Genomic DNA, 25,694 nt, shown 5'->3' on the forward strand with positions numbered 1-25,694 from the left:
GGTATAATCGCGGACTCTCTTCATCCCCTTCCCACACCCGATCTATGGAACTCGCCAAGAGCTTTGAGCCGGCCGACATCGAGCGACGCTGGTACCCCGAGTGGGAGGCCAAGGGCTACTTCGCCGCCGGCCTCGACGCGCACAAGTCCGGCGCCTTCTGCATCCTGCTGCCGCCGCCGAACGTCACCGGCACGCTGCACATGGGGCATGGCTTCAACCAGGCGATCATGGACGCGCTGACCCGCTACCACCGCATGCGCGGCGACAACACGCTGTGGCAGCCGGGCACCGACCACGCCGGCATCGCCACACAGATCGTCGTCGAACGCCAGCTCGACGTGCAGGGCATCTCGCGCCACGACCTCGGCCGCGAGAAGTTCCTCGAAAAGGTCTGGGAGTGGAAGGAGTTCTCGGGCAACACCATCACCCGCCAGATGCGCCGCCTCGGCACCTCGCCGGACTGGACGCGCGAGCGCTTCACGATGGACGCCGGGCTGTCGAAGACCGTCACCGAGACCTTCGTCCGTCTTTACGACGAGGGGCTGATCTACCGCGGCAAGCGCCTGGTGAACTGGGACCCGGTGCTGCACACCGCCGTCTCCGACCTGGAAGTGGTGAGCGAGGAGGAAGACGGCTTCATGTGGCACATCCGCTACCCGCTGGCCGACGGGTCCGGATCGCTGACCGTAGCCACCACCCGCCCGGAAACCATGCTCGGCGACACGGCAGTGATGGTGCATCCGGAGGACGAACGCTACCGGCATCTGGTCGGCAAGACGGTCAGGCTGCCGCTCGCCGACCGCGAGATCCCGATCATCGCCGACGCTTACGTCGACCTCGAATTCGGCACCGGCTGCGTCAAGGTCACGCCGGCGCACGACTTCAACGACTACGCGGTCGGCCAGCGCCACAAGCTGCCGATCATTTCCATCCTGACGCTGGACGCGAAGATCAACGACAACGCGCCGGAGAAGTACCGCGGCATGGACCGCTTCGACGCGCGCAAGGCCGTCGTCGCCGACCTCGAAGCCGCCGGCGTGCTGGTCAAGGTGGACAAGCACACGCTCAAGGTGCCGCGCGGCGACCGCACCGGCGTGGTCATCGAACCGATGCTCACCGACCAGTGGTTCGTCGCCATGAGCAAGCCCGGCGCGGACGGCACCAGCATCGTCGGCAAGGCGCTCGACTGCGTCGCTTCCGGCGAGATCAAGTTCGTGCCGGAGAACTGGGTCAACACCTACAACCAGTGGCTGAACAACATCCAGGACTGGTGCATCTCGCGGCAATTGTGGTGGGGCCACCAGATTCCAGCGTGGTACGACGAGGCGGGCAACGTCTACGTCGCGCACGACGAGGCCGAAGCCAGGGCGCAGGCCGCCGCCCAGGGCCACGCCGGCCCGCTGACGCGCGACCCGGACGTGCTCGACACATGGTACTCGTCGGCGCTGTGGCCGTTCTCCACGCTCGACTGGACGCCCGCATGGCCGGCGCAATCGAACCCGGCGCTCGACCTCTACCTGCCGTCGACGGTGCTCGTCACCGGCTTCGACATCATCTTCTTCTGGGTCGCGCGCATGGTCATGATGACCCGGCACATCACCGGCAAGATTCCGTTCAAGCATGTCTACGTGCATGGCCTGATCCGCGACGCGGAAGGCCAGAAGATGAGCAAATCCAAGGGCAACGTGCTCGACCCGATCGACCTGATCGACGGCATCGGCCTCGAAGACCTGGTGGCCAAGCGTACCACCGGCCTGATGAATCCGAAGCAGGCGCAGCAGATCGAAAAGCGCACGCGCCGGGAATTCCCGGAAGGCATCCCGGCCTTCGGCACCGACGCGCTGCGTTTCACCTTCCTCTCGCTGGCCAGCCCGGGCCGCGACATCAAGTTCGACCTGCACCGCTGCGAGGGCTACCGCAACTTCTGCAACAAGCTGTGGAACGCCACCCGCTTCGTGCTGATGAACACCGAGGGCCAGGACTGCGGCATCGACCCGCAGACGCCCGACATCTGCCCGGAGCACCTGCATTTCTCGTTCGCCGACCGCTGGATCGTCAGCCGCCTGCAGCGCACCGAGGCCGAGGTCGCGCAGCACTTCGCCGACTACCGCTTCGACCTGCTCGCCCGCGCCATCTACGAGTTCGTCTGGGACGAATTCTGCGACTGGTACCTCGAACTGGCCAAGGTGCAGATCCAGAGCGGCACCCCGGAAGAGGCCAAGGCCACGCGCCGCACCCTGCTGCGCGTGCTGGAGACCGTGCTGCGCCTGGCGCATCCGCTGATCCCGTTCATCACCGAGGAGCTGTGGCAGGCCGTCGCGCCGCTGGCCGGCCGCAAGACCGGCGATTCGATCATGCTCGCCGCCTATCCCAAGGCCGACCCGCTGAAGATCAACGAAGCCAGCGAGGCCAAGGCGCAGCAGCTCAAGGAACTGACCTACGCCTGCCGCAACCTGCGCGGCGAAATGGGCATCTCCCCGGCCCAGAAGGTGCCGCTCGTCGCCAGCGGCGACGCCGAGGTGCTGCACCGCTGCGCCCCGTACCTGAAGGCGCTGGCCAAGCTGGCGGAGGTGGACATCGTCGAGCGCATGCCGGAGGACGCCAACGCCCCGATCGCGGTGATCGGCGAAATCCGCCTGATGCTCAGGATCGAGATCGACGTCGCCGCCGAAACCGAGCGCCTGGCCAAGGAAATCGCCCGGCTCGAAGGCGAGATCGCCAAGGCCGGCGCCAAGCTCGCCAACGAGAGCTTCGTCGCGCGCGCGCCGGCGCAGGTCGTCGAACAGGAGAAGAAGCGCCTTGCCGACTTCACCGCTACCGTCGAGAAGCTCAAGCCGCAGCTCGCGCGGCTCAAGCGCGGCTGACCGAACGGAACCCCCACCCACTTTTCCGAAGAGGTTAACGGCCGGCCGCGCCCGGCCTGCGCACAGCCCCATGCATCGCCGTTCAACCGTCCGCCTGCTCTGGTGCATGCTCGGCATCGCCGCCGGCATCGGACTGGCGCTCGCCGTTTCCGGCCCGCCGGCGTCGCCGCTGCTCCTGGCCTCCCTCGGCGGCACCGCCGTCTTTCTCTTCGGCTTCACCCGCGCGCCCGCCGCGCAGCCCCGCGCGCTGCTGGGCGGGCACCTCGGCGGCGCCCTGGTCGGCATCGCCTGCTACAAGTTCTTCGGGGATGCGCTGTGGGTGTACGTCCTGGCCCAGGCCCTGGCGCTCGCGCTGATGCTCACCACGCGCACCGTGCATCCTCCCGCCGGGGCCAATCCGATCCTGATGATCCATGCCCACGCGGGCTGGTCGGCGCTGGTCCAGCCCGTGCTGCTGGGCGTCGCCGCCCTGGCGCTGGTCGCCGCTGCCTGGAGCCGCCTGTATCCCGGCCTCGCCCGCTACCCGGTTGACGCAGGCGCGCCTTCGCCCGTCCATCTCAGCTGGGGCGGCTGGGGGGAATGACGGTCCCGCTCCGGAAATCGCCCATGCCCGCCGTCCACATCAAGACCATCCGCGTCGCAGCGGATTCGATCGACGTGCACGGCCACGTCAACAACCAGGAATACCTGCGCTGGATGCAGGAGGCGGCCATCGAGCATTCGGCGCTGCAGGACTGGCCGATGGCGCGCTACCTGGAACTGGGCGCCTCGTGGTACGTGAAGTCCCATTTCATCGAATACCTGCGCCCCGCCCTGCTGGCGGATGAAATCCTGGCGTGCACCTGGATCGCGGGCATGGACAGCCGCAGTTCGCCGCGCAAGACGGTTTTCCTGCGCCGGGCGGACCGGCGGATGCTGGCGCGCGCGGAAACCCAATGGATCTTCGTCGATCTGGCCTCGGGGCGCCCGCGGGCGATTCCTCCGGCGCTGCGCACGGCCTTCGCGACGATCGATTCCGAGGAGGCGGCGCTGGCCGAGATCGACGGGCAATTGCCGTCCCCCGCGTGAACGCCGAGCGGCGCGGCCGGGCTGCCGTTGACCCGCACGTTATAATGGCGGGATTTCATCGCCCTTGCAGCCTCGGCCGCCACGGCCGTCCCTCCGATTTTCCCTGTCCAGAAACACCATGTGCGATCAAGGCAACCGCTACCCGTCCCTGAAGCGACATCCGCCCTTTCTTCATTGGGCCGTTCTGCTGGCCCTGTCCCTGGCCTTCGCCCTGGCGTTCGACGCCATCCGCCTGCCGGCCGCCCTGCTGCTCGGCGCGATGCTGGCGGCGATCCTGGTGGCCATCGCCGAAGGCGCGCCGCGCATCACGCGCAAGCCCTTCGTCATGGCCCAGGGCGTCGTGGGCTGTCTGGTGGCCCGCGGCATCTCGCCGGAAATCCTGGTCTCGCTGCGCGACAACTGGCTGATGTTCGTCTCGGTCACCGTCGTGGTCATCCTCGTCTGCGCCGCGATGGGCTGGATTCTCGCGCGCAGGCAGGTCCTGCCGGGCACGACGGCGATCTGGGGCTGCTCGCCCGGCGGCGCCGCGGCGATGACGCTGATGGCCGACGCCTACGGCGGCGACATGCGCCTGGTGGCGGTGATGCAGTACCTGCGCGTGATCATCGTCACGGTGATGGCCACGGTGGTCTCCCATTTCTGGATGGGCGGCGCCCACCCGGACCACGGCGTGTTCTCCAACTGGTTCGCCAGCGTCTCCCCGGCCGGACTGGCCGCCACGCTGCTGCTCGCCGGCACCGGCTCGCTGCTGGCCAACTTTCTCAGGATTCCCGGCGGGCCGCTGCTCGGGCCGCTGGTCATCGGCAGCATCCTGCAGGCCAAGGGGCTGCTGGCGATCACCCTGCCGCCGTGGGTGCTGACCCCCACCTACATCATCCTGGGCTGGAGCATCGGCCTGCGCTTCACGCGTCAGGCCTTGACCCAGGCGGCGCAGGCGCTGCCGTCGATGATCGTCTCGATCGCCTGCCTGGTGCTGGCGTGCGCGGGCATCGCGCTGGCGCTCACCCGGCTCGCCGGCATCGACCCGCTGACGGCGTATCTGGCCACCAGCCCGGGCGGCCTGGATTCCGTCGCCATCATCGCCGCCACCGCGGGCGTGAACATCCCCTTCGTCATGGCCTTCCAGACCGCGCGGCTGCTGCTCGTGGTCATGACCGGCCCGGCGCTGGCCCGGTTCATGGCGCGGCGGTTCTAGAACTTCGCCCGTAAAAAAGCCGGCGGCGCTTGCGCGCACCGGCTTCGGTCCCGTGGCGGCGGGCGGTTCAGAGCAGGCTCTTGAGCAGCCGGCCCATCTCCGACGGATTGCGGGTGACCTTGAAGCCGCATTCCTCCATGATCGCCAGCTTGGCTTCCGCCGTGTCGGCGCCGCCGGAGATCAGCGCGCCGGCGTGGCCCATGCGCTTGCCCGCCGGCGCGGTGACGCCGGCGATGAAGCCGACCACCGGCTTCCGCATGTGCTCCTTGCACCAGTAGGCGGCTTCCGCCTCGTCCGGGCCGCCGATCTCGCCGATCATGATCACCGCGTCGGTCTCCGGATCGTCGTTGAACATCTTCATCACGTCGATGTGCTTGAGGCCGTTGATCGGGTCGCCGCCGATGCCGACCGCCGACGACTGGCCGATGCCGAGTTCGGTGAGCTGCGCGACCGCTTCGTAGGTCAGCGTGCCGGAGCGCGAAACGACGCCGACCCGCCCCTTGCGGTGGATGTGGCCGGGCATGATGCCGATCTTGATTTCGTCGGGCGTGATCAGGCCGGGGCAGTTGGGGCCGAGCAGCAGCGTCTCCTTGCCGCCCAGGGCCGCCCTGGCCTTCATCCGGTTGCGCACGATGAGCATGTCGCGCACCGGGATGCCTTCGGTGATGCAGATGACGAGGTCGAGGTCGGCCTCGACCGCTTCCCAGATGGCGTCAGCGGCGCCGGCCGGCGGCACGTAGATGACCGAGACGGTGGCGCCGGTCCGCGCCGCGGCCTCCTTCACCGAGCCGTAGATGGGGATGTCGAAGATGCTCTCGCCCGCTTTCTTGGGATTGACCCCGGCGACGAAGCAGGCCTTGCCGTTGGCGTACTCCTGGCACTTTTCGGTGTGGAACTGGCCGGTCTTGCCGGTGATGCCCTGGGTGATGACCCTGGTGTCCTTGTTGATGAGGATCGACATGTTCTGGTTCTCCCTTACTGGACGGCGGCGACGATCTTGGTGGCGGCCTCGGCCATGGTGTCGGCCGCGATGATGGGCAGGCCGGATTCGCGCAGGAGCTGCTTGCCGAGCTCCTCGTTGGTGCCTTTCATGCGCACCACCAGCGGCACGCCGAGCTGCGTCTGGCGCACCGCGGCCATGACGCCGTTGGCGATGGTGTCGCATTTCATGATGCCGCCGAAGATGTTGACCAGGATGCCCTTGAGCTCGCGGTTCTTGAGCATGATCTTGAAGGCCTCGGTCACCTTCTCGGTCGAGGCGCCGCCGCCGACGTCGAGGAAGTTGGCCGGCTCGCCGCCGAACAGCTTGATCGCGTCCATGGTGGCCATGGCCAGGCCGGCGCCGTTGACCAGGCAGCCGATGTTGCCGTCGAGCGAGATGTAGGCCAGCCCGAACTTCGAGGCTTCGATCTCGTTGGGGTCTTCCTCGTCGAGGTCGCGGTAGGCGAAGATTTCCGGCTGCCGGTAGAGCGCGTTGTCGTCGAAGTTGAACTTGGCGTCGAGCGCCTTGACCGTGCCGTCGCCTTCGAGGATCAGCGGATTGATCTCGGCCAGCGCGGCGTCGGTCTCCATGTAGCAGGTGTACAGGCCCTTGAGCAGGGCCACGGCCTGCGGCAGCGAGGCGTCGGGGATGCCGATGCCGGTGGCGAGTTCGGCCGCCTGCGCGTCGGTGAGGCCGGCGAGCGGGTCGATGTACGCCTTGAGGATCTTTTCCGGGCTGTGCTGGGCGACTTCCTCGATCTCCATGCCGCCCTCGCTGGAGGCCATCATCACCACTTTCTGCGAGGCCCGGTCGGTCAGCGCGGCGACGTAGTATTCCTTGCGGATGTCGGCGCCTTCCTCGACCAGCAGGCGCCGGACCTTTTGCCCCTCGGGGCCGGTCTGGTGGGTGACCAGCTGCATGCCGAGAATCCGGCCGGCGTACTCGCGCACTTCGTCGAGCGACTTGGCGACCTTGACGCCGCCCCCCTTGCCGCGCCCGCCGGCGTGGATCTGCGCCTTGACCACCCAGACCTTGCCGCCCAGCGTCTCGGCCGCCTTCACCGCCTCATCCACGCTGGCGCAGAACACGCCGCGCGGCACCGTCACGCCGTATTTCCTGAGCAGTTCCTTCCCCTGATATTCATGTATTTTCATTGGCACCCTCTTGTGAAATTTGCATTGCAGGCTTTGGGCAGGAGCCCCTACCCCGGGGTTTGGCTGCGGTACCAGCGCGGATAGTAGCGCCTGACCACCTCCGAATCTGTGGAAAGTGCATGACAACGGTCGAGGTGAAAAGGTTTCTTTTCGTGCTCGCCGTGCTTCGCCTCGCCGGCGAAGGTCTGGTAGGCCGCGGTCGGCAGGGCCATCAGCAGCTCGCTCAGATGCGCGCAGCCGCGGGTGTCGCCGAACAGCGCCTTGACCGCCTTGAGGAATCCCTTGAACAGGTTCAGCCCGATGATCTGCCGGTAATCGGGCACGATCCGTTCGCACACGCCCATGAACGGGGTGTAGTCGGAACTGGCCGCGACGTTGACCACGTTCATCGCGCCGTCGATGGTCACGCGCACGCTGATGTCATGGATCGGCTCGCCGCGCCGGCGCACGCCGTTGCGCAGTTCGAGATCCTGGTCCTTGACGTTGACCAGGCGGCCTTCGATGTCCCACAGGCCGTCGTCGCGCTTGAAACCTTCGAATGTGATGGAACGCCGGTGCTTGCGCGAGCGCGCCGCCGTTGCGGGTGGAAGAGGCATCTTGAAATCCGGTTTTGGTGGCTTTGGAGCCGTAAGAATAAGACGGCGGCGGCAATCGGGCCAGCGCTCCCGCCGTCGGGTCCGTCCGCCGTTCGAGGCCGGGCGGCAAAAATTGTTCCCGAACCGCGGCGCGCGCCGCCGCCTCGCCTATAATCTGCCCCCATCGTCCACCCGCGCACTCTTCAGGCCGTCACCGGCGGAAGGCGCTTCCCGTTTTTCGTCATGCTCGACATTCTGACCGTCACGGCTCCCATCTATCTGGCCATCGGGGTGGGTTATCTGGCCGCGCGCTGCGGCCTGTTCGACAAGACCGAGCTGCGCGCGCTCGGCAAATTCGTGTTCAATGTCGCGCTGCCGGCGATCCTGCTCAACGCGCTGCTGCAGCGCCGTTTCGGCGAGACGCTCAACCTCACCTACCTCGCCGCGTACGCCGCCGGCTCGCTGGTGAACGCCGCCATCGCGCTGCGCTGGGCGCGCCGCCTCGCGCCGGACGCGCCGAGCGCGCGGCCCTACATCGCCATGGGCGCGACTTTCTCGAACAGCGGCTTCGTCGGCTTCCCGATCATGCTGCTGGCGCTCCCCGCGGTCGCCGGCGTGTCGCTGGCGCTGAACATGCTGGTCGAGAACATCCTGCTGCTGCCCCTGCTGCTGTCGCTGGCCGACCAGCACAACGCCGCCGCGCAAAGCCGCTGGGCCGCCGCCAGGCAGTCCCTGCTCGGCCTGCGCAAGAATCCGCTGATCCTCGCCATCGCCGTGGCCGTCACCCTGTCGCTGCTGGAAGTCAGGCTGCCGGCCACGCTGTCCCGGACGATCACGCTGTTCGCCCAGGCCAGCAGCGCCATCGCGCTATTCACCATCGGCGGCACCCTGTACGGCATGCCGTTCAAGGAACTGGGCGCCAAGGTCGCGGCGATCACCGTCGGCAAGCTGGTGCTGCATCCGCTGTGCATCTGGCTGGCGCTGGTGCTGTGCGTGCGGGCCGGCCTGCCGGCGCTGCCGCCCGACCTGTACGCCGCCCTGCTGCTCACCGGCACGCTGCCGATCATGAGCATCTACCCGATCCTGGCCATGCGCCACGGCCACGAGAAGTTCTGCGCCGCCGCGCTGCTGGCGACGACGGTGCTGTCGTTCTTCACCCTGAGCGGACTGCTCATGGCGTTGGGCAATCCGTGAACCGCCCCGCGCGGCCGTTAAGCGTCCGGTAAGTTTCGCCGAGGAAAATGCGTGTCAGCCCGGCAAGCGTGCCGGGCGCCCACCCACTGAAGGAGACCCGCATGAACAAGACCCTGATCGCCGTGCTGACGGCTGCGTCCATTTTCGCCTTCGGCGCCGCGCAGGCCGCCGACGCGACGGCTCCGGCCAGCCCGGCCGCCGAAGCGACCGCCCCGGCCAAAGCCAAGCCCGCCAAGGCGAAGAAAGTCGCCAAGCAGAAGAAGGGCAAGACCGCCAAGAAGGCCGACACCACCGCGAAGTAACGCACCACGCGCCGCAGCGAAAGGCCGGAACGTTTCCGGCCTTTTTCTCTTCTGCCGGGGCAACGGGCGCAGTACCATTGCCCGGCGCGGCAAGTGCGGAGACAGTCTCCTGGCGGACGGACACCTTGAAAATACTGCTGGCCGAAGATGACCCGATGATCGGCGACGCCGTCGAGCAAGGACTGCGCAACGCCGGCTGTTCGGTCGACCGGGTGCGCGACGGCAAGGCCGCGGAACTGGCCGTGCGCACCGGCACCTATGCGCTGCTGGTGCTCGATCTCGGCCTGCCGCGCCAGGACGGCCTGGCCGTGCTGAAAAAGATGCGCGACGCGGGCAACACCCTGCCGGTGCTGGTGGTCACGGCGCGCGGCGCGGTGGAGGAGCGGATCGCCGGCCTGAACCTGGGCGCCGACGATTACCTGGCCAAGCCGTTCGACCTCGACGAACTGGTCGCGCGCATGCGTGCGCTGGTCCGCCGCCATGCCGGGCGGGCGCGCACGGAGATGCGCCTGGGCCCGCTCAGCCTCGATCCGCACCGCCGCGAAGTCCGCCTGGACGGCGCGGCCGTCGAGCTGGCGCAGCGCGAATTCGCCCTGCTCGAAGCCCTGCTGGAGATTCCCGGCGCCGTGCTGTCCACCGAGCAACTGGAGGAACGGCTCTACGGCTGGGGCGAGGAGATCGCCAGCAACGCCGTCGAGGTGCACGTCCACCGGCTGCGCAAGAAACTGGGCGCCGCCTGGATCAGGAACGTGCGCGGCGTCGGCTACCGGCTGGTCGAACCGGCGTGAACTCGATCCGCCGCAACCTGTTGAAGTGGCAGATCGGCGCGCTGCTGGCGACGGGCCTGCTGGCCAGCCTGATCACCTACGCGCTGGCCTGGAACGCCTTCAACCAGATGCGCAACGACGGGCTGGTCCAGATCGCCTATTCGATCGTCCGCCACGGCCTGGTCGAGAACGAGGGGGACGGCGCCGAGGAAGAGGACGCCTCCGACAAGGGACAGTTCGTCAGCCAGATCTGGGGCGACGACGGCGAGCTCGTCTACACCTCGCTGGACAACGGCGGGCCACCGCGCCAGAAGCCGGGGCACCACACCCTGAGCTGGCGCGGCGAAACCTGGCACGTCTACACGCTGGAAGACGGCGGCGTGACCATCCAGGTGAGCAATTCGGCGGCGCGCCACTACCCGCTGTTCCGCAACATCGGACCGTGGCTGCTGCTGCCGCTGACCCTGATGACCGCCGTGCTGGGCGGCCTGATCTGGCTGGCCGTCGGCCGCGCCCTGCGGCCGCTCGACAAGGTCCGCGCGGAAATCATGGGGCAGGCCGTGCCCAGCCTGCGCACGATGGAGACCAGGGATCTGCCGACGGAAGTCGCGCCGCTGGGCGAGGCGCTCAACGCGCTGCTGCAGCGGCTGGAACAGGCTTTCGCGACGGAGCGCGACTTCATCGCCAACGCAGCGCACGAACTGCGCACGCCGCTGACCGCCGTCCGCCTGCAGGCGCAGCTCGCCGATCAGGCGCGGGACGCGGCGCAGCGCGCCGCTGCGCTGGACCAGCTGCGCGCCGGCGTCGACCGCGCCGCGCACGTGGTCGAGCAGCTCCTGCAGATGGCCCGGCTCGAACCCGACGCGCAGCAGTTCACCTTCGCCGAGGTGCGCCTCGACCAGCTGGCCAAGAACGCGGTCGCCGACTTCTCGCCGCAGGCCGAGGACAGGCGGATCGACCTCGGCGTGGGCACCTGCCGCCCGGTGCGCCTGTCCGGCCACGCGGAGAGCCTGCGCATCCTGCTCTCCAACCTGATCGAGAACGCCTTGCGCCACACCCCGGCCGGCGGACGTATCGACGTCGACGTGGACGAGGAGGACGGGCTCGCCCGGCTGGACGTCGCCGACAGCGGCCCCGGCATTCCGGAGGAATTCAGGGAACGGGTGTTCGACCGCTTCTTCCGCCTGGCCGGCTCGGACACGCCGGGCAGCGGACTGGGCCTGCCCATCGCCCGGCAGGCGGCGCGGCTGCACGGCGGCGAGATCACGCTCGGGGAATCGCCGGCCGGCGGATTGCGGGTGCGCGTCGCGCTGCCGACGCAGGCGGCAGGGCCGGCCGCGCCGCGCTAGGCCGGCCCCTCCGGCGGCGGCCTACACCACGAACTGGTTGGCCGCCTTGTTCATGCGATCGACGATGCCTTCGAGCCGGATGACCATGGACTGCGTCTGATTGACCACGGCGACGTTCTGCTCGGTCATGCTGGCCACCTGCTCGACGTTGCGCGCGAGCTGCGTCATGGCCTCCTGCTGCTCGCTGGAGGCGTGCGAAATCTCATTGACCCGCTGGATGGTGCCGCCCATTTCCTCGTCGATGCGCTGCAGCGCGCCCTGCGCCGAATGGACCAGCTCGACCCCCTCCTCGACCTGCGCCGCGCCGGCGCGCATGCCGTTCAACGGCCTTCTGCGTCTCGGACTGGATCAGGCCGATCATCGTGCTGATCTCCTCCGTGGCCCGCGCCGTGCGCTCCGCCAGCTTGCGCACCTCGTCGGCCACCACGGCGAAGCCGCGTCCCTGCTCGCCGGCCCGCGCCGCCTCGATCGCCGCGTTCAACGCCAGCAGGTTGGTCTGATCGGCGATCTCCTTGATCGAGCCGGCGATCTGGCTGATCTCGGCGGAGCGCTGCCCGAGCGCCTCGACCTGCCCGGCCGAGCGCTTGACCGTCTCGGCCAGCGAGTTGATGGTCTGGCACGCCTCGTCGGAACGCTGCACGCCGGAACGCGACACCTCGCCGGCGCTGGCCGCGACGTCGCGCGTCGAACGCGCGTGTTCCGCCACTTCGCCGATCGACACGGTCACCTCTTCCACGGCGGCGGCGGCCGACGAGGTGGCCTCGTTCTGATGCTCGGCCGACTGCATCACCGCGCGCATGCCGGTCTCGACTTCCTGCGTGCTCTGCCGCACGTGCAGCGCGGTATCGGCCATGCCCTGCACCGTGGCCTGCACCGACGCGACGAAAGCGTCCATCTGCCGGGCCACGACGCCGATCTGGTCGTCGCGGGCGATCGACAGGCGCTGCTTCAGGTTGCCGGACGACAGCACCGAGTGCAGCCAGCGGCCGATCGCATCCAGGTCGCGCCCGACCCGGGGCGCGAAATAGCCGACGAAATACAGGGCGTAGAGCACCGAGAAGCCGATCAGGAGCTGCTGCGGTAGCCGCAGGAAGGCTGGCTCGTCCAGCGCCATCCGGGCCGCTTCGGTCAGGCCCAGGGCAAGCACCAGCACGCCCATGAAGGCCATCTGCGCGCGCAGGGACAGCAGCGCCGCGACCAGGGGCGGCCGCACGCGCACGGCCCGGCCGTGGCTGACGGCCCATTTCTTTTCGCCCGCGTTGATCCGGGCATAGGCCTTTTCCGTGGCGGCGATTTCCTCGCGCGAGGGCCGGCTGCGCACCGACTGGTAGCCGACCACCTGGCCGTTCTCGCGCACCGGCGAGACGTTCGCCACCACCCAGTAGAAGCCGCCGTCCTTGCGCCGGTTCTTGACGATGCCGCGCCACGGCAGGCCCGCCTTCAGGTCGCGCCACAGGTCCGCGAACGCCGCCGACGGCATGTCGGGATGGCGCACCATGTTGTGCGGCTGGCCGATCATTTCCTCATGGGAAAAGCCGCTGATCTGGCAGAACGCATCGTTGGTCTCGGTGATCTGCCCTTTCAGATCGGTCCGCGAATAAATGAATTGATCTTCCGGAAGCAGGGTCTCCGCATTCGTCACCGGCAGGTTCTTGCGCATTTTTTTCTCTTGGATGGATGAAAAAAGTCCGTCCGGCAAGGACGGCCTCCCGACAAACCGCTTTCAGCAAATGGCGGAATGCATTATAAACAGGCCGCATCCGCCAAAATCACGCCACGCGAAGAATTCTGCCTGTTGCCGATCATGCCCGCCACGCCCATCCGTTACGCCCTCCGCCCGACGCATCCCGCCGCCCACCGCTTCATGGTGTCCTGCACCGTCGCCGCACCCGACCCCGCCGGCCAGCGCTTCGCCCTGCCGGCCTGGATTCCGGGCAGCTACCTGATCCGGGATTTCGCCCGCCACATCGTCGCCATCCATGCCGAAGCCGGCGGCAAGGCCGTCCGGCTGGACAAGCTGGACAAGCACACCTGGCGCGCCGCGCCGGTCCGGGCGGGACTGGCGCTGACCGTGACCTGCGAAGTGCACGCCTGGGATCTCTCGGTGCGCGGCGCACATCTGGATCAGACGCACGCCTTCTTCAACGGCACCAGCGTCTTCCTGCGCGTGCTCGGGCAGGAATCCGCGCCGTGCCTGGTCGAGCTGCTCCCGCCCGAGGGCAAAGCCTTCGCCGCGTGGCGCGTCGCCACCTCGCTGCCGCCGGCGGCCGGCGAAAAAGGCGGCGCCAGACGCCACGGCTTCGGCCTCTATCGCGCCGCAGACTACGACGAACTGATCGACCACCCGGTGGAAATGGGCACCTTCACGCTGATCGCCTTCGACGCCTGCGGCGTGCCGCACGAAGTCGCCATCACCGGGCGCCACGACTGCGATGCGGAACGGCTGGCCGCCGACCTGAAACGGGTGTGCGAGTGGCAGATCCGCTTCTTCGGCGAACCGGCGCCGATGGCGCGCTACGTCTTCCTCGTCACCGCCGTCGGCGAGGGCTACGGCGGACTCGAACACCGCGCCTCGACAGCGCTGTTGTGCGCGCGCAACGACCTGCCCTACCCCGGCATGAAGGGCCTGCCGGAAAGCTACCGCACCTTCCTCGGCCTGTGCAGCCACGAGTACTTCCACACCTGGAACGTCAAGCGCATCAAGCCCGCCGCGTTCGTGCCCTACGACCTCGACCGCGAGAACTACACCACGCAGCTCTGGGCGTTCGAGGGGATCACCTCGTACTACGACGATCTGGCGCTGCTGAGGAGCGGCGTCATCGCGCGGCAGGACTGGCTCGACCTCACCGCCAAGACCCTCGGCAACGTCAGGCGCGCGCCCGGCCGCCTGCGCCAGTCGCTGGCCGAATCGAGCTTCGACGCCTGGAGCAAGTTCTACCGGCCGGACGAGAACACGCCGAACGCGGTGGTCAGCTATTACGCCAAGGGCGCGCTCGCGGCCCTGGCGCTCGACCTCACCCTGCGCGCCGGAACGCGCGGCAGGACCTCGCTCGACGACGTCATGCGCGCGCTGTGGCGGCGTTTCGGGCAGACCGGCAGCGGCGTCGGCGACGACGACCTGCGGCGGATCGCCGAGGAACTGTCCGGCCTGGACCTCGGACGCTTCTTCGCGCAGACCATCCACGGCACGCGCGACATTCCGCTGGAGAAGCTGCTCGCCCCGTTCGGCGTCCGCCTGGCGTGGGCCAAGGCCAAGACGCCCGCGCTCGGCGCCAAGACCGCCAGCGAGGGCGACGAGCTCCGGCTGGCGACCGTATACGACGGCGGACCGGCGCAGCAGGCGGGGCTCTCCGCCGGCGACGCGCTGGTCGCCGTGGACGGCCTGCGCGTCACCGCGAAGAACCTCGACGCGCTGCTCGGCCGCCGCCGGCCGGGCGACACCCTGGCCGTCCACGCCTTCCGGCGCGACGAACTGATGCGTTTCGAGCTTACCCTCGGCGCGCCCGGCGACGACGCGCCGCGCCTGGACTGCGACAAGTCCGCCAACGCACTCCGGCGCGCCTGGCTGGGCGGGTAAGGCGGGAAGTCCGCCCGCCTTACCCGGCGCCGCGCGTCACACCTTGAACTGATCCATCCGCACCCGCACGTCCTGCGCCAGTTGATGCAGCCGCGCGGTTTCGCTGCGCGTCTCCTGGATCGCGGCGTCGGCGCCTTCGGTCATTTCGTGCATGCGCGCGATGTTGCGGGCGATCTCCTGGCTGGCGAGCGACTGCTCGGAGGTGGCCGAGGCGATCGAAACCAGCGCCTGCTCGACGGCCTGCGCATTGCGTTCGATGTGCGCGATCGAGCCGGTCACCGCCTGCGACTTGTCCACGCCGCGCTGCACCTGCTGCATGGCCTCTTCCATGCTGCCCACGGCCTGCTTGGTTTCCGCCTGGATGAGGCGGATGGTGTCGCCGATCTCCACGGTCGACACGCCGGTCCGCTCGGCCAGCTTCCTGACCTCGTCGGCCACCACCGCGAAGCCGCGCCCCTGCTCGCCGGCCCGCGCCGCCTCGATCGCCGCGTTAAGCGCCAGCAGGTTGGTCTGGTCGGCGATCTCCTTGATCACGCCGACGATGTTGCTGATCTGCGCCGAGCGTCCGTCCAGTTCGCGCAGGACGGCTTCGAGCCGGCGGACCGTCGTCGAGATGCGGGAGATTTCCTCGGCCGTCTCCACCATCTCGCCGGACAGCTGCTGCGACGCCCGGCCCGCGTCGCGGGTGAGCTGCTCGGCATTCTTCGCGGCATCGGCGATGTGGCCGATACTCACGGTCATTTCCTCGACCGCCGCCGCCGTGGCGTTCGCCGAGGCGGCCTGCTCCTTCGAGCCCGCGCCGATGTGCTCGGTGGCCCTGGCCACGCGCTCGATGCCCGCGAGCAGATTGCCGGCGTCGGCCTTGATCTCGCCGACCATGCCGCGCAGGATCGCCGCGAAGCGGTTGAAGGCGTCCTTGGTCTGCCCGACCTCGTCCCGGCTGTCGACCGGCAGGAGCACCGTCAGGTCGCCGCCGCCCGCCGCCATGGCGCGCATCGTGTCGCGCAGCGAGGAAATGCCGTTCATCAGGCGCGCGATCCCGAACGAGGTGGCGAAGAACGCCACGATCAGGCCGGCGGCCATCAGGCCGAGCATGCTCATCATCAGTCGGTCGACGGAGGCCATCGCCGCCTCCTCGGGGATGACGATGCCGAGCTGCCAGCCCGTCTCGCCGACCGGAAACAGCGCCGTCAGCACGGACCGGCCGCCCAGCGTGCGCGGCCGCACCTGGCCGTCGGCCTGGACCGCCGCGGCGTCGAAGCCGGGCAGCACCTCGGCGATCTTCTTCATGCCGGAATCCTTGGCCGGATGGGCGATCACCTGCCCCTCCCGGGTGATCAGGAAGGCATAGCCGTCGCCGGGCAGCCGGGCCGACAGGATTTCGTCGACGATGCGCTGCAGCGTCACGTCGCCACCGGCCACCGCCACCACGCTGCCGCCGTCGCGGCGCGCCTGGGCGAAGGTGATGATCGGCTTCTTGGTCGCCGCGTCGATGTAGGGCGCGGAAGCGATCGCGCCGGGCGAGGCGATCGCGGCCACGTACCAGGGGCGCACGGTCGGATCGTAGCCCGGCGGCACGGGCGTCGCCCCGGAGAACTGGGTCATCGTCTTGTCCGGCTGGCCGATGTACATGTCGTCGAAGCCGCCCGCGTCCCGCGCCTGGTCGAGCACCGGCTTCAGCTCGGCGGCGCCGAACCGCCCGAGCGTCGAGGCCACCACGGCCTGGCGGGAAGTCACCCATTCCGTGACGAAGCTGACCTTCGCAGCGGCCGCCTGATCGATCTGGCCGCGGATCGAATCGACCAGCGCGTCGCGGCTTTTCACGTAAGCCACCCCGCACAGCGCCACCGAGATCACCAGCATGACCAGCAGCACGAAAGCGACCATGCGCGCCTTGAGAGACTTGCCCATCCTTTTCCCTTTTGATTCGGTTGAAAAACTCGTGAAGCAGCCCCACGACCGGTGCCCGCGAAGCAAGTTTCCGGCCCGGCCGGCGCGCCGGTTAACGGCGCTGCGCGCGGGCCACCCGCCACAGCAGCCAGCCCAGGAAAAGTGCCGCGAAAACAAGGCTCAGCAGCGACGCCAGCCAGAAGCCCGCGGCGCCCATCGGACGCGGCGCGCGGAACGCCAGCCACCACCCGCCGGACAGCCCGACGCCCCAAAAGGCGGCGACATGCACCAGCATGGGCAGGAAGGTGATCTTGTAGCCGCGCAAGGCGTGCGCGGCGACCGTCTGCACCGCGTCGAACACCTGATACGCCGCCAGATAGGCGATCAGCGACAGGCCCACGCCGCGCACCACCGGATCGTCGGTGTAGGCGTCGACCAGCGCCGTCCGGCCGCACCACAAGGCCGCGCCGAACGCGGTGGAAACGAGGCCGGCGACGCACACGCCGGCCAGCGCGGACACGCGGGCGCCGCGCCAGTCGCGCGCGCCGGCGGCCTGGCCGACGCACGGCAGCGTGGCCAGCGCCAGGGACAGCGGCAGCATGTAGCAGATTCCCGCCAGGTTGGCGACGACGCGGTGGCCGGCCACGACCTGAGTGCCGAGCTGCGCGACGAACAGCGCGATGAAAGTGAACGCCGAGATTTCGACGAAGCCCGAAAGGCCCATCGGCACCCCCAGCCGCAGCAGCGTCCGCTGCATCTCCAGGCGTGGCGGGCGCCAGCCGTGAAAGAGCCGGTAGGCCCGCAGCCGCCCGCTGGTGCGCATGTACGCCAGGCCGGCGGCCAGCGCCAGCCAGCCGATCAGCGCGTTTGAGGCGCCGCAGCCGAGCGCGCCGAGCGGCGTGCCGCCCCATGCGCCGGAAACCAGCGCGCGGGCCAGCAGGCCGTGCACCAGCGTGCACAGCAGCGAGATGGCCATCAGCGGGCGCGGCTGGCCGACGGCCACGCAGAACGCATAGAACGCGCGATAGAGCAGCGACGCGGGCATGCCCCACGCCAGCGCGGCCAGATAGCCGCGCACCTTGCTCTCGACGCCCGGTTCGAGCGACGACAGGCCGAGCAGCGGGTCCGGATGGAGCAGGCACAGCACGCCGGGGACGGACAGCGTAAGCGCCAGCCAGAAGCCCTGGTGCAGCACGCCGGCGAGCTCGCCGTCCCGCCCCTCGCCCTTGAGGTGCGCGACGGTCGGCGACACCGCCTGCACGACGCTGGACAAGGCCAGGATGACCGCAACGTAGATGCCGCTGCCGACGGCGACCGCGGCCAGATCCTCGGTGCCGAAATGCCCGAGCAGCACCGTGTCGATCACCATCATGCCCATCGACGCCAGCTGGGCGATCAGCATCGGCCAGGCATGGGCGACGATCAGGCGGGATTGATGGAAGAACATCGGCAACGGGACGGCACGAAAAAGCCGGTCAGCCTAACGCAAATCCGCCGCGCCCGGAATCCCCGGCCTGTTACACACGCACGCGGAACGTTACACAAGCCCGAAGAAGAGGCTACAGACCGGAATCCCCACGGTTGTTAGCATCCGTCCGGTCAGATGAAAAAAATTCTCGTCTGGCGACGATCAACCCTCCAGAAAGGAAACGTCATGGAAATCGGCAACTATCTCCTGAACCACCCGGTCGAGTACCACCTGCTCTTCGCCGTGGCCTCCATCGCCCTCGGCGCGGCCGTGATCAAGCTCTACACCCTGGCCGCCAAGGCCGGCGAAGCGCTGCTGGGCAAGCGCGGGAATGCCGGCGCGCTGCCCGGCCGCCACGCGCTCGAAGCCCGCTGAGCCCGCAGGCCATGGCCTGTATCCACCCGACCGGAATATAGCGTTTCCCCCCGGCCAGGCATCCTTCCAGCGATGGAACGCGCTTGCCTGAAACATGCCGGCATCCGGTCGGGTTCTTTCCTGCCCTGAACCCATTCCACACGCCAGTTCCGGCGGCTCAGACCAGTTCGATCTTCAGCCCCCCCACGCCGTCGATGCCGCATTCGAGCGCATCGCCGCGCGCCACGGTCGATACGCCCGCCGGCGTCCCCGTGAAGATCAGATCCCCGGCGGCAAGCGTGACGTACGAAGACAGATTGGCGATGACTTCGGCGACGTTCCAGGTCATTTGCGCGAGATCCCCGTCCTGCCGGACGGCCCCGTTGACCTGCAGCCAGATGCGCCCCTTATCGGGATGGCCGCATTGGGCGACCCGCGTCAGCGCGCCGAGCGGCCCGCTCTGATCGAAGCCCTTGGCCATTTCCCACGGCCGCCCCTTTTCCTTGGCCTGCGCCTGCAGGTCGCGCCGCGTCAGGTCGATCCCCACGGCATAGCCGAAGACATGCGCCAGCGCTTCTTCCACGGGAATGTCCGCGCCGCCTTCGCGCAGCGCGACGACCAGTTCGACCTCGTGCTGCAGGTTGGCGGTGCGCGGCGGATAGGCGATCCTGCCGCCGCCCGGCACCAGGGCGTCCGCCGGCTTGCTGAAGAAGAACGGCGGCTGGCGCCCGTCGCCGCCCATTTCGACGGCGTGCGCCGCGTAATTCTGGCCGACGCAGTAAACCCGGCGCACCGGGAACACGGCCTCGCTGCCGGCGACGGGAAGAACGGCCGGTGCGGCCGCAGGAACGACGAACTCCATGATTTCTCCTTGCTGTCAAAAATCCTAGACGGGATTGTCGATATCGACGAACTCGCAGTCGAGGCCGAACTTCGCCGCGAGGTGGCCGGCCAGCGCCTGCACGCCGAGCCGCTCGGTGGCGTGGTGCCCGGCGGAAAGGTAGGCGACGCCGCTCTCGCGCGCCAGATGGACCGTCTGCTCGGAAATCTCGCCGGACAGGAAGGCGTCGACACCGAGCGCCACGGCCTGCTCGAAATAGCCCTGGGCGCCGCCCGAACACCAGGCCAGGCGCTCGATCCGGCGCGCCGGGTCGCCGATGGTCAGCGGCGTACGCCGCAACGCGCCGGCGACGCGGCGCTCCAGTTCGGCCAGCGTCTGCGGCGCGGCGGGACGGCCGACCCAGCCGATGTCCTGTTCGCCGAACCGCCCTTCGGCCCGCCAGCCCAGGAGCTCCGCCAGGCGGGCGTTGTTGCCGAGTTCGGGATGCGCGTCCAGCGGCAGATGGTAGGCGACGAGGTTGATGTCGTGCGCCAGCAGCGTCCGCATGCGCGCCTTGCGGAAGCCGGTCACCCGGCCGTCCTCGCCGCGCCAGAACCAGCCGTGGTGCACCAGCAGCGTGTCGGCGCCGCGCTCGACGGCGGCGTCGATCAGCGCCTGGCAGGCGGTCACGCCGGCGACGATGCGCGCGACCTCGCCCGCGCCTTCCACTTGCAAACCGTTTGGGCAATAATCCCTGAACCGCGCCGCTTCGAGCAGTTCGTCCAGATACCGTACCAGTTCCTCGCGTCTCATCCCGACTCTTATCCCGTTTCTTCCGCTATCGAAAACGCCATCCATGCGTAAACTCTGGCTGATTTTTGCACAAACCGTCACGATCAGTCTCGCCGTGGCCTTCGTCGTCGCCACGATCCGGCCCGAATGGCTGGGCGACCTGCCCTGGCCCGCGGCCTCCCGGCCCGAGCCGGCGGCGCCCGGCGCGGCCGTGCCGCCCGCGGCGAACTCCTTCCGCGAGGCGGCGAAAAGGGCGCTGCCCTCGGTGGTGCACATCTTCACCTCGCAGAAAGTGCGCGCGCCGCGCCACCCGCTGGCCGACGATCCGCTCTTCAAGCACTTCTTCGGCGACGAAGGCGAGCTCGACGATCCGCGCAAATCGGGGCTGGGTTCCGGCGTCATCGTCAGCCCGGACGGCTACGTGCTCACCAACTACCACGTCGTCGAAGGCGCCGACCAGATCGAGATCGCCCTCGACAACGGCCGCACGCACAAGGCGCAGCCGGTCGGCGGCGACCCCGAGACCGACCTGGCGGTGCTCAAGCTGCTGCCGGGCAAGGACGGGGCGCAGGCGTTCCCGGCGATCGACCTCGGGCGCATGGAAGACGTCGGCGTCGGCGACGTCGCGCTGGCGATCGGCAATCCCTTCGGCGTCGGCCAGACGGTGACCATGGGCATCATCTCGGCGCTCGGCCGTTCGCACCTCGGCATCAACACCTTCGAGAACTTCATCCAGACCGACGCCGCGATCAACCCCGGCAATTCGGGCGGCGCCCTGGTCAACGTCAACGGCCGGCTGATCGGCATCAACACGGCGATCTATTCGCGCTCGGGCGGCTCGCTGGGCATCGGCTTCGCCATCCCGATCTCGACGGTGCGCAGCGTCATGGACGAGATCATCCGGACCGGCTCGGTCACGCGCGGCTGGATCGGCGTCGAGGCGCAGGAGATCACCGAGGAGCTCGCCGAATCGTTCAACCTGCCGGACACGGACGGCGCGCTGATCGCCGGCGTGCAGCGCGGCAGCCCGGCGGACAAGGGCGGCGTCAAGCCCGGCGACGTGCTGCTGGCGGTGGCCGGACAGCCGGTCAAGGACCCTCAGGCCATGCTCAACCTGATCGCCGCGCTGAAGCCGGGAGAGACGGTCGCCTTCACCTTCCGCCGCCAGAAAACCCCCGTGCAACTGCCGATCCGCATCGGCAAGCGGCCGCCCCTGCGGCGCGACGGCCGGGAATGAGCTAGTCGCCGCCGGCCGCCGGCTTCTGCACGAAGCGCGCCATCTGCATGCCGAGCTCGTAGAGCAGGCACAGGGGCACGGCGAGCATCAACTGCGACACCACGTCGGGCGGGGTGAAGATGGCGCCGACGACGAAGGCGCCGACGATCACGTAGGGGCGCCATTCCTTGAGCGTGCGCAGTTCGACCACGCCGACCATGACCAGCACCACCACGATGATCGGCACCTCGAAGGCGACGCCGAACGCCACGAAGGTGCTCATGACGAAGGACAGGTATTTCTCGATGTCGGTCATCCAGGCCACGCCTTCCGGCGCGATCCTGGCCATGAAGCCGAACACCGTGGGAAACACCAGGAAATAGGCGAAGGCCATGCCGACGAAGAAGAGCAGCACGCTGGCCGCGACCAGCGGCAGGGCCAGGCGCTTCTCGTGCGCGTAAAGCCCCGGCGCGACGAAGGCCCAGACCTGGTACAGCACGTACGGCAGGGCGATGAGGAAGGCCACCATCAGCGCCACCTTCATCGGCACCAGGAAAACGCCGACCACGTCGGTGGCGATCATCTGCCCGCCGGCCGGCAGCTTGGACAGCAGCGGCTGCGCCAGCAGCGAATACAGATCCTTGGCCCAGGGGAACAGGCAGATGAAGATGATCGCGATCGCCAGCAGCGCGCGGATCAGGCGATCGCGCAGCTCGACGAGGTGGGAAAGAAACGACTCCTCCGGCAGCTCCATGGCGCCTTCACCCCTTGGCCGCGGGCAGCGACGCATCCTGCCGCGGAGCCTCGGCCGGTGCCTCGCCGGCCGGCTCGCCCGCGGCCGGGGCCGCGTCGGGCGACGGTACGGCGTCCTTGATGTCGGCCTTGATCGAATCGACGGTCTGCCCGACGCCCTGTTCGATCGCCTGCACTTCGCTGGAGATGCTGCGCTCGAAATTGCGCGCCGACTCCTGCACTTCGGACTGCAGCTTCTTCAACTCGTCCAGCTGCATCTCGCGGCTGATGTCCGCCTTGACGTCGCCGACGTAGCGCTGCAGCCGCCCGAGCAGCAGCCCGGCGGTGCGCGCCACCTTGGGCAGCCGCTCCGGCCCGATCACGACCAGCGCGACGATGCCGATGACGATCAGTTCCGAAAAGCCGATATCGAACATGGGAATGGAATCTGAAGACGCGAACGGCCCGGCGGGCGCCCGGAATCCCGCCGCCCGGCCGCGCCGCGCGTCACGACTTGACCTTGTCCTTGACTTCGCCTTCTATCGTCTGCCCGTCGGCGATCTGCTGCGGCGGCGTGTCGGCCGGCTTGTTCTCGGCCGTGCCGTCGCGCATGCCTTCCTTGAACCCCTTGACCGCGCCGCCCAGATCCTCGCCGATGTTGCGCAGCTTCTTGGTGCCGAACACCAGCACCACGATCAGCAGGACGATCAGCCAGTGCCAGATACTGAGACTTCCCATGAGTTTTCTCCTTAATTCCGCTTGAGCATCGGACCGACCGGCTCCGGCCCGCCCACCACGTGCGCATGCAGATGCGGGACTTCCTGTCCGCCGACCCGGCCGTTGTTGATGATGACCCGGAAGCCGTCCGGGCTGCCGTTCTCCTCGGCCAGCCGCCTGGCCACCGTCAGCATGCGGCCCAGCACGGGTTCGTCGTCGGCGGTCACCGTCTGCAGCGAGACGATGTGGCGCCTCGGGACGACCAGCAGGTGCATCGGCCGCGCCGGGTTGATGTCGTGGAAGGCGATCAGCAGGTCGTCCTCGTACACCTTGCGCGACGGTATTTCACCGCGTGCGATTCTGCAAAACAGGCAGTCTTCCATGCGTTATTCCTTCATTTGGCGGCGCGCGACTTCTTCTCGTCGATGCCCGACGTGCCTTCGCGGCGCTGCAGTTCGCCGAGCACCTCGTCGGCGCCGATGCCGTAGAAGGTCAGCAGCGCCACCATGTGATAGAGCAGATCGGCCGATTCATAAACGATGTTCTCCCGTTTGCCGTCCTTGGCGGCCATGATCAGCTCCGCGCCCTCCTCGCCGATCTTCTTCAGGATCGAGTCCGGCCCCTTGGCGAACAGCCTCGCAGTATAGGACTTTTCCGGGTCGGCGTTGCGCCGGGAGGCCAGCGTTTCTGCAAGGCGTAACAATACTTCTGTGCTCATCGCGCGTAGATTTCCTTCGGATTCTTCAAAACCGGGTCGGCGGCCACCCAGCGATCGCCCCGCAGCTCCAGGAAGAAGCAGCTTTCCCGTCCCGTATGGCAGGCGATCCCGCCGACCTGCTCGACCGCCAGCAGCAGCACGTCGCCGTCGCAGTCGGCCCGGATCGACCGGACCCGCTGCACGTGGCCGGACTCCTCGCCCTTGCGCCACAGGCGCCGGCGCGAACGCGACCAGTACACGGCATGGCCGCTGGCCACCGTCTCCTGCAGCGCTTCGCGGTTCATCCAGGCGAACATCACCACGCGGCCGCTCGCGGCATCCTGGGCGATGGCCGGGATCAGGCCGTGCTCGTCCCATTTCAGGGCGTCCAGCCAGAACAGGCGGTCGTCCAGATCGCTCACAATCGTACCTCGATGCCGCGGTCGCGCATGTATTCCTTGGCCTGGCGCACCGTGTATTCGCCGAAGTGGAAGATGCTGGCGGCCAGCACGGCGTCCGCGCCGCCGAGCGATACGCCGTCGGCCAAATGCTGCAGGTTGCCGACGCCGCCGCTGGCGATCACCGGCACGTTCAACGGCGTCCGCCACGGCGCGCGTCAGGGCCAGGTCGAAACCGTTCCGGGTGCCGTCGCGGTCCATGCTGGTCAGCAGGATTTCGCCCGCGCCCAGCTGCTGGACGCGCCGTGCCCACTCGACGGCGTCGAGCCCGGTGGCCTTGCGCCCGCCGTGGGTGAAGACTTCCCAGCGGCCGGGCGCCGCCTGCTTGGCGTCGATGGCCACCACGATGCACTGGTTGCCGACCTTGGCGGAGGCCTCGGCGACGAGGTCGGGATTGGCGACCGCCGCCGTGTTCATGCTCACCTTGTCGGCGCCCGCATTGAGCAGGCGGCGGACGTCGGCCACCGTGCGCACGCCGCCGCCGACGGTCAGCGGAATGAAGACCTGCGCGGCGCAGGCTTCGACGATGTGCAGGATGATGTCGCGCTGGTCCGAGGACGCGGTGATGTCCAGGAAGGTCACCTCGTCGGCGCCCTGTTCATCGTAGCGGCGGGCGATCTCGACCGGGTCGCCGGCGTCGCGCAGATCGACGAAGTTGGTTCCTTTGACGACCCGCCCGGCGGTGACGTCGAGGCAGGGGATGATGCGTTTGGCGAGGCCCAAGGCTGATTTCCAGTAATGCGCTCTGTCGGAGGGACGCGCTCAGGCGCCGGAGATGCGGTCGGCCTCGGCCTGCGCCTGGGCGAAGTCGAGCGAACCGTCGTAGATGGCGCGCCCGGCGATGGCGCCGGAGATGCCCTCGCTCTCGACGGCGCACAGCCGGCGGATGTCCTCGATGTCGGACAGGCCGCCGCTGGCGATGACCGGAATGTGCAGCGACTGCGCCAGCTTGACGGTGGCTTCGATGTTGATGCCCGAGAGCATGCCGTCGCGCCCGATGTCGGTGTAGATGATGGCCTCGACGCCGTAGTCCTCGCACTTCCTGGCCAGGTCGATCACGTCGTGCTTGGTCAGCTTCGACCAGCCGTCGACCGCCACCTTGCCGTCCTTGGCGTCGAGCCCGACGATGATCTGGCCGGGGAAGGCGCTGCAGGCGTCGTGCAGGAAACCGGGATTCTTGACCGCGGCCGTGCCGATGATGACGTAGCCGACGCCGTTGTCGAGGCAGCGCTCGATGGTGTCGAGATCCCGGATGCCGCCGCCCAGCTGGACCGGTATCTCGTCGCCGACGGCTTCGACGATGTCCTTGATCGCCTTCTCGTTCTTGGGTTTTCCGGCGAACGCCCCGTTCAGGTCGACGACGTGCAGGCGGCGCGCGCCCTGTTCGAGCCAGCGCGCGGCCTGTTCGCCCGGCGAATCGGAAAACACGGTGGCCTCTTCCATGAGTCCCTGCTTGAGACGGACGCACTGCCCGTCCTTCAGGTCAATCGCGGGAATGATCAGCATTTTGCGAAACGGAGGTG

27 protein-coding genes and 1 pseudogene are annotated in these 25,694 nt (G+C 68.5%); 11 read left to right on the forward strand and 17 right to left on the reverse strand.

The window, feature by feature from the left end; translation table 11 throughout:
* The first annotated feature begins 44 nt into the window (after positions 1–44).
* The 4 genes from QM701_RS08220 to QM701_RS08235 all read left to right on the forward strand — a co-directional run bounded on the left by QM701_RS08220 (position 45) and on the right by QM701_RS08235 (position 5,127).
* Complete coding sequence (locus QM701_RS08220) at positions 45–2,864, forward strand: valine--tRNA ligase (RefSeq protein ID WP_415166595.1); 2,820 nt, start codon at positions 45–47, stop codon at positions 2,862–2,864.
* Between the two features lie 70 nt (positions 2,865–2,934).
* Positions 2,935–3,447, forward strand: a complete 513-nt coding sequence (locus QM701_RS08225) for an HPP family protein (RefSeq protein ID WP_415166596.1) — start codon at positions 2,935–2,937, stop codon at positions 3,445–3,447.
* A 23-nt stretch (positions 3,448–3,470) separates the two neighbouring features.
* A complete protein-coding gene (locus QM701_RS08230) occupies positions 3,471–3,932 on the forward strand; it encodes an acyl-CoA thioesterase (protein ID WP_415166597.1) in 462 nt (153 codons plus the stop codon).
* A 118-nt stretch (positions 3,933–4,050) separates the two neighbouring features.
* Positions 4,051–5,127, forward strand: a complete 1,077-nt coding sequence (locus tag QM701_RS08235; RefSeq protein WP_415166598.1) for an AbrB family transcriptional regulator — start codon at positions 4,051–4,053, stop codon at positions 5,125–5,127.
* 67 nt (positions 5,128–5,194) lie between these two features.
* Here QM701_RS08235 and sucD read toward each other — a convergent pair whose 3' ends face one another.
* Genes sucD through QM701_RS08250 form a run of 3 tightly spaced genes read right to left on the reverse strand, consistent with a single transcriptional unit; the run spans position 5,195 to position 7,859 of the window.
* On the reverse strand, positions 5,195–6,088 hold the full coding sequence (gene sucD, locus QM701_RS08240; protein ID WP_415166599.1) for a succinate--CoA ligase subunit alpha: 894 nt from the start codon (positions 6,086–6,088) through the stop codon (positions 5,195–5,197).
* A 14-nt stretch (positions 6,089–6,102) separates the two neighbouring features.
* Entirely contained in the window at positions 6,103–7,263 is a 1,161-nt protein-coding gene (gene sucC / locus QM701_RS08245; RefSeq protein ID WP_415166600.1) for an ADP-forming succinate--CoA ligase subunit beta, read from the reverse strand.
* Between the two features lie 47 nt (positions 7,264–7,310).
* Positions 7,311–7,859: a DUF2889 domain-containing protein gene (locus tag QM701_RS08250; protein ID WP_415166601.1), complete on the reverse strand. Its 549-nt coding sequence runs from the start codon at positions 7,857–7,859 to the stop codon at positions 7,311–7,313.
* 222 nt (positions 7,860–8,081) lie between these two features.
* Here QM701_RS08250 and QM701_RS08255 point away from each other — a divergent pair, with 222 nt between their 5' ends.
* The 4 genes from QM701_RS08255 (at position 8,082) to QM701_RS08270 (ending at position 11,450) form a co-directional block, all read left to right on the forward strand.
* Positions 8,082–9,032 (forward strand): AEC family transporter, encoded by a 951-nt coding sequence (locus QM701_RS08255; protein WP_415166602.1) that lies wholly within the window; start codon positions 8,082–8,084, stop codon positions 9,030–9,032.
* Between the two features lie 101 nt (positions 9,033–9,133).
* Entirely contained in the window at positions 9,134–9,334 is a 201-nt protein-coding gene (locus tag QM701_RS08260) for a hypothetical protein (RefSeq protein WP_415166603.1), read from the forward strand.
* Positions 9,335–9,459: 125 nt separating this feature from the next.
* Positions 9,460–10,122 (forward strand): response regulator, encoded by a 663-nt coding sequence (locus QM701_RS08265; protein WP_415166604.1) that lies wholly within the window; start codon positions 9,460–9,462, stop codon positions 10,120–10,122.
* Complete coding sequence (locus tag QM701_RS08270; RefSeq protein ID WP_415166605.1) at positions 10,119–11,450, forward strand: sensor histidine kinase; 1,332 nt, start codon at positions 10,119–10,121, stop codon at positions 11,448–11,450. Before QM701_RS08265 ends, QM701_RS08270 begins: the two co-directional genes overlap by 4 nt.
* Positions 11,451–11,471: 21 nt before the next feature.
* Here QM701_RS08270 and QM701_RS08275 read toward each other — a convergent pair whose 3' ends face one another.
* Complete coding sequence (locus QM701_RS08275) at positions 11,472–11,681, reverse strand: hypothetical protein (protein WP_415166606.1); 210 nt, start codon at positions 11,679–11,681, stop codon at positions 11,472–11,474.
* On the reverse strand, positions 11,653–13,110 hold the full coding sequence (locus QM701_RS08280) for a methyl-accepting chemotaxis protein (RefSeq protein ID WP_415166607.1): 1,458 nt from the start codon (positions 13,108–13,110) through the stop codon (positions 11,653–11,655). Before QM701_RS08280 ends, QM701_RS08275 begins: the two co-directional genes overlap by 29 nt.
* Before the next feature lie 144 nt (positions 13,111–13,254).
* Between QM701_RS08280 and QM701_RS08285 the strand changes: the two genes are divergently transcribed.
* Positions 13,255–15,027 carry a M61 family metallopeptidase gene (locus QM701_RS08285; protein ID WP_415169361.1) on the forward strand — a complete coding sequence of 591 codons (1,773 nt, stop codon included), beginning with the start codon at positions 13,255–13,257 and terminating at the stop codon, positions 15,025–15,027.
* Between the two features lie 36 nt (positions 15,028–15,063).
* Here the strand turns inward: QM701_RS08285 and QM701_RS08290 are convergent, their stop codons facing one another.
* Positions 15,064–16,938 carry a methyl-accepting chemotaxis protein gene (locus tag QM701_RS08290; RefSeq protein WP_415166608.1) on the reverse strand — a complete coding sequence of 625 codons (1,875 nt, stop codon included), beginning with the start codon at positions 16,936–16,938 and terminating at the stop codon, positions 15,064–15,066.
* A 91-nt stretch (positions 16,939–17,029) separates the two neighbouring features.
* Positions 17,030–18,364: an MATE family efflux transporter gene (locus QM701_RS08295; RefSeq protein WP_415166609.1), complete on the reverse strand. Its 1,335-nt coding sequence runs from the start codon at positions 18,362–18,364 to the stop codon at positions 17,030–17,032.
* 207 nt (positions 18,365–18,571) lie between these two features.
* On the opposite strand from QM701_RS08295, the gene QM701_RS08300 reads away from it, so the two are divergent.
* On the forward strand, positions 18,572–18,760 hold the full coding sequence (locus QM701_RS08300) for a hypothetical protein (protein ID WP_415166610.1): 189 nt from the start codon (positions 18,572–18,574) through the stop codon (positions 18,758–18,760).
* Between the two features lie 157 nt (positions 18,761–18,917).
* Here the strand turns inward: QM701_RS08300 and QM701_RS08305 are convergent, their stop codons facing one another.
* Positions 18,918–19,601, reverse strand: coding sequence for a fumarylacetoacetate hydrolase family protein (locus QM701_RS08305; RefSeq protein WP_415166611.1), 684 nt, complete (start codon positions 19,599–19,601; stop codon positions 18,918–18,920).
* Positions 19,602–19,625: 24 nt separating this feature from the next.
* Positions 19,626–20,372 carry a Nif3-like dinuclear metal center hexameric protein gene (locus QM701_RS08310; RefSeq protein WP_415166612.1) on the reverse strand — a complete coding sequence of 249 codons (747 nt, stop codon included), beginning with the start codon at positions 20,370–20,372 and terminating at the stop codon, positions 19,626–19,628.
* 43 nt (positions 20,373–20,415) lie between these two features.
* On the opposite strand from QM701_RS08310, the gene QM701_RS08315 reads away from it, so the two are divergent.
* On the forward strand, positions 20,416–21,588 hold the full coding sequence (locus tag QM701_RS08315; protein ID WP_415166613.1) for a trypsin-like peptidase domain-containing protein: 1,173 nt from the start codon (positions 20,416–20,418) through the stop codon (positions 21,586–21,588).
* 1 nt (position 21,589) lies between these two features.
* Here the strand turns inward: QM701_RS08315 and tatC are convergent, their stop codons facing one another.
* From tatC to hisA, 8 genes and pseudogenes are all read right to left on the reverse strand, one after another.
* Positions 21,590–22,321, reverse strand: coding sequence for a twin-arginine translocase subunit TatC (tatC, locus tag QM701_RS08320; RefSeq protein WP_415166614.1), 732 nt, complete (start codon positions 22,319–22,321; stop codon positions 21,590–21,592).
* 7 nt (positions 22,322–22,328) lie between these two features.
* Entirely contained in the window at positions 22,329–22,736 is a 408-nt protein-coding gene (tatB, locus tag QM701_RS08325; protein ID WP_415166615.1) for a Sec-independent protein translocase protein TatB, read from the reverse strand.
* Between the two features lie 70 nt (positions 22,737–22,806).
* Entirely contained in the window at positions 22,807–23,037 is a 231-nt protein-coding gene (gene tatA / locus QM701_RS08330) for a Sec-independent protein translocase subunit TatA (RefSeq protein WP_415166616.1), read from the reverse strand.
* Positions 23,038–23,048: 11 nt separating this feature from the next.
* On the reverse strand, positions 23,049–23,399 hold the full coding sequence (locus QM701_RS08335) for a histidine triad nucleotide-binding protein (RefSeq protein ID WP_415166617.1): 351 nt from the start codon (positions 23,397–23,399) through the stop codon (positions 23,049–23,051).
* Positions 23,400–23,410: 11 nt separating this feature from the next.
* Positions 23,411–23,734, reverse strand: a complete 324-nt coding sequence (locus QM701_RS08340) for a phosphoribosyl-ATP diphosphatase (protein WP_415166618.1) — start codon at positions 23,732–23,734, stop codon at positions 23,411–23,413.
* Positions 23,731–24,135: a phosphoribosyl-AMP cyclohydrolase gene (gene hisI, locus QM701_RS08345; RefSeq protein WP_415166619.1), complete on the reverse strand. Its 405-nt coding sequence runs from the start codon at positions 24,133–24,135 to the stop codon at positions 23,731–23,733. Before hisI ends, QM701_RS08340 begins: the two co-directional genes overlap by 4 nt.
* Positions 24,132–24,894, reverse strand: a pseudogene (hisF, locus tag QM701_RS08350) (imidazole glycerol phosphate synthase subunit HisF). The gene hisI and the pseudogene hisF overlap by 4 nt, the downstream one beginning before the upstream one ends.
* A 39-nt stretch (positions 24,895–24,933) precedes the next feature.
* Positions 24,934–25,677 (reverse strand): 1-(5-phosphoribosyl)-5-[(5-phosphoribosylamino)methylideneamino]imidazole-4-carboxamide isomerase, encoded by a 744-nt coding sequence (gene hisA, locus QM701_RS08355; protein WP_415166620.1) that lies wholly within the window; start codon positions 25,675–25,677, stop codon positions 24,934–24,936.
* Positions 25,678–25,694: the final 17 nt, after the last annotated feature.

This window comes from Propionivibrio sp., from assembly GCF_047602565.1.
Taxonomy (GTDB): Bacteria; Pseudomonadota; Gammaproteobacteria; order Burkholderiales; family Rhodocyclaceae; genus Propionivibrio.

Coding starts and splice junctions, on each gene's coding strand:
- QM701_RS08250 (WP_415166601.1), bottom strand. CDS start 7,859: ATGCCTCTTCCACCCGCAACGGCGGCGCGCTCGCGCAAGCACCGGCGT.
- QM701_RS08295 (WP_415166609.1), bottom strand. CDS start 18,364: ATGTTCTTCCATCAATCCCGCCTGATCGTCGCCCATGCCTGGCCGATG.
- QM701_RS08220 (WP_415166595.1), top strand. CDS start 45: ATGGAACTCGCCAAGAGCTTTGAGCCGGCCGACATCGAGCGACGCTGG.
- tatC (WP_415166614.1), bottom strand. CDS start 22,321: ATGGAGCTGCCGGAGGAGTCGTTTCTTTCCCACCTCGTCGAGCTGCGC.
- sucD (WP_415166599.1), bottom strand. CDS start 6,088: ATGTCGATCCTCATCAACAAGGACACCAGGGTCATCACCCAGGGCATC.
- QM701_RS08300 (WP_415166610.1), top strand. CDS start 18,572: ATGGAAATCGGCAACTATCTCCTGAACCACCCGGTCGAGTACCACCTG.
- tatA (WP_415166616.1), bottom strand. CDS start 23,037: ATGGGAAGTCTCAGTATCTGGCACTGGCTGATCGTCCTGCTGATCGTG.
- QM701_RS08255 (WP_415166602.1), top strand. CDS start 8,082: ATGCTCGACATTCTGACCGTCACGGCTCCCATCTATCTGGCCATCGGG.
- QM701_RS08235 (WP_415166598.1), top strand. CDS start 4,051: ATGTGCGATCAAGGCAACCGCTACCCGTCCCTGAAGCGACATCCGCCC.
- QM701_RS08310 (WP_415166612.1), bottom strand. CDS start 20,372: ATGAGACGCGAGGAACTGGTACGGTATCTGGACGAACTGCTCGAAGCG.
- QM701_RS08305 (WP_415166611.1), bottom strand. CDS start 19,601: ATGGAGTTCGTCGTTCCTGCGGCCGCACCGGCCGTTCTTCCCGTCGCC.
- QM701_RS08315 (WP_415166613.1), top strand. CDS start 20,416: ATGCGTAAACTCTGGCTGATTTTTGCACAAACCGTCACGATCAGTCTC.
- sucC (WP_415166600.1), bottom strand. CDS start 7,263: ATGAAAATACATGAATATCAGGGGAAGGAACTGCTCAGGAAATACGGC.
- hisA (WP_415166620.1), bottom strand. CDS start 25,677: ATGCTGATCATTCCCGCGATTGACCTGAAGGACGGGCAGTGCGTCCGT.
- QM701_RS08285 (WP_415169361.1), top strand. CDS start 13,255: ATGCCCGCCACGCCCATCCGTTACGCCCTCCGCCCGACGCATCCCGCC.
- QM701_RS08280 (WP_415166607.1), bottom strand. CDS start 13,110: ATGCGCAAGAACCTGCCGGTGACGAATGCGGAGACCCTGCTTCCGGAA.
- QM701_RS08340 (WP_415166618.1), bottom strand. CDS start 23,734: ATGAGCACAGAAGTATTGTTACGCCTTGCAGAAACGCTGGCCTCCCGG.
- QM701_RS08275 (WP_415166606.1), bottom strand. CDS start 11,681: ATGGGCGGCACCATCCAGCGGGTCAATGAGATTTCGCACGCCTCCAGC.
- QM701_RS08290 (WP_415166608.1), bottom strand. CDS start 16,938: ATGGGCAAGTCTCTCAAGGCGCGCATGGTCGCTTTCGTGCTGCTGGTC.
- QM701_RS08260 (WP_415166603.1), top strand. CDS start 9,134: ATGAACAAGACCCTGATCGCCGTGCTGACGGCTGCGTCCATTTTCGCC.
- QM701_RS08230 (WP_415166597.1), top strand. CDS start 3,471: ATGCCCGCCGTCCACATCAAGACCATCCGCGTCGCAGCGGATTCGATC.
- QM701_RS08335 (WP_415166617.1), bottom strand. CDS start 23,399: ATGGAAGACTGCCTGTTTTGCAGAATCGCACGCGGTGAAATACCGTCG.
- QM701_RS08225 (WP_415166596.1), top strand. CDS start 2,935: ATGCATCGCCGTTCAACCGTCCGCCTGCTCTGGTGCATGCTCGGCATC.
- tatB (WP_415166615.1), bottom strand. CDS start 22,736: ATGTTCGATATCGGCTTTTCGGAACTGATCGTCATCGGCATCGTCGCG.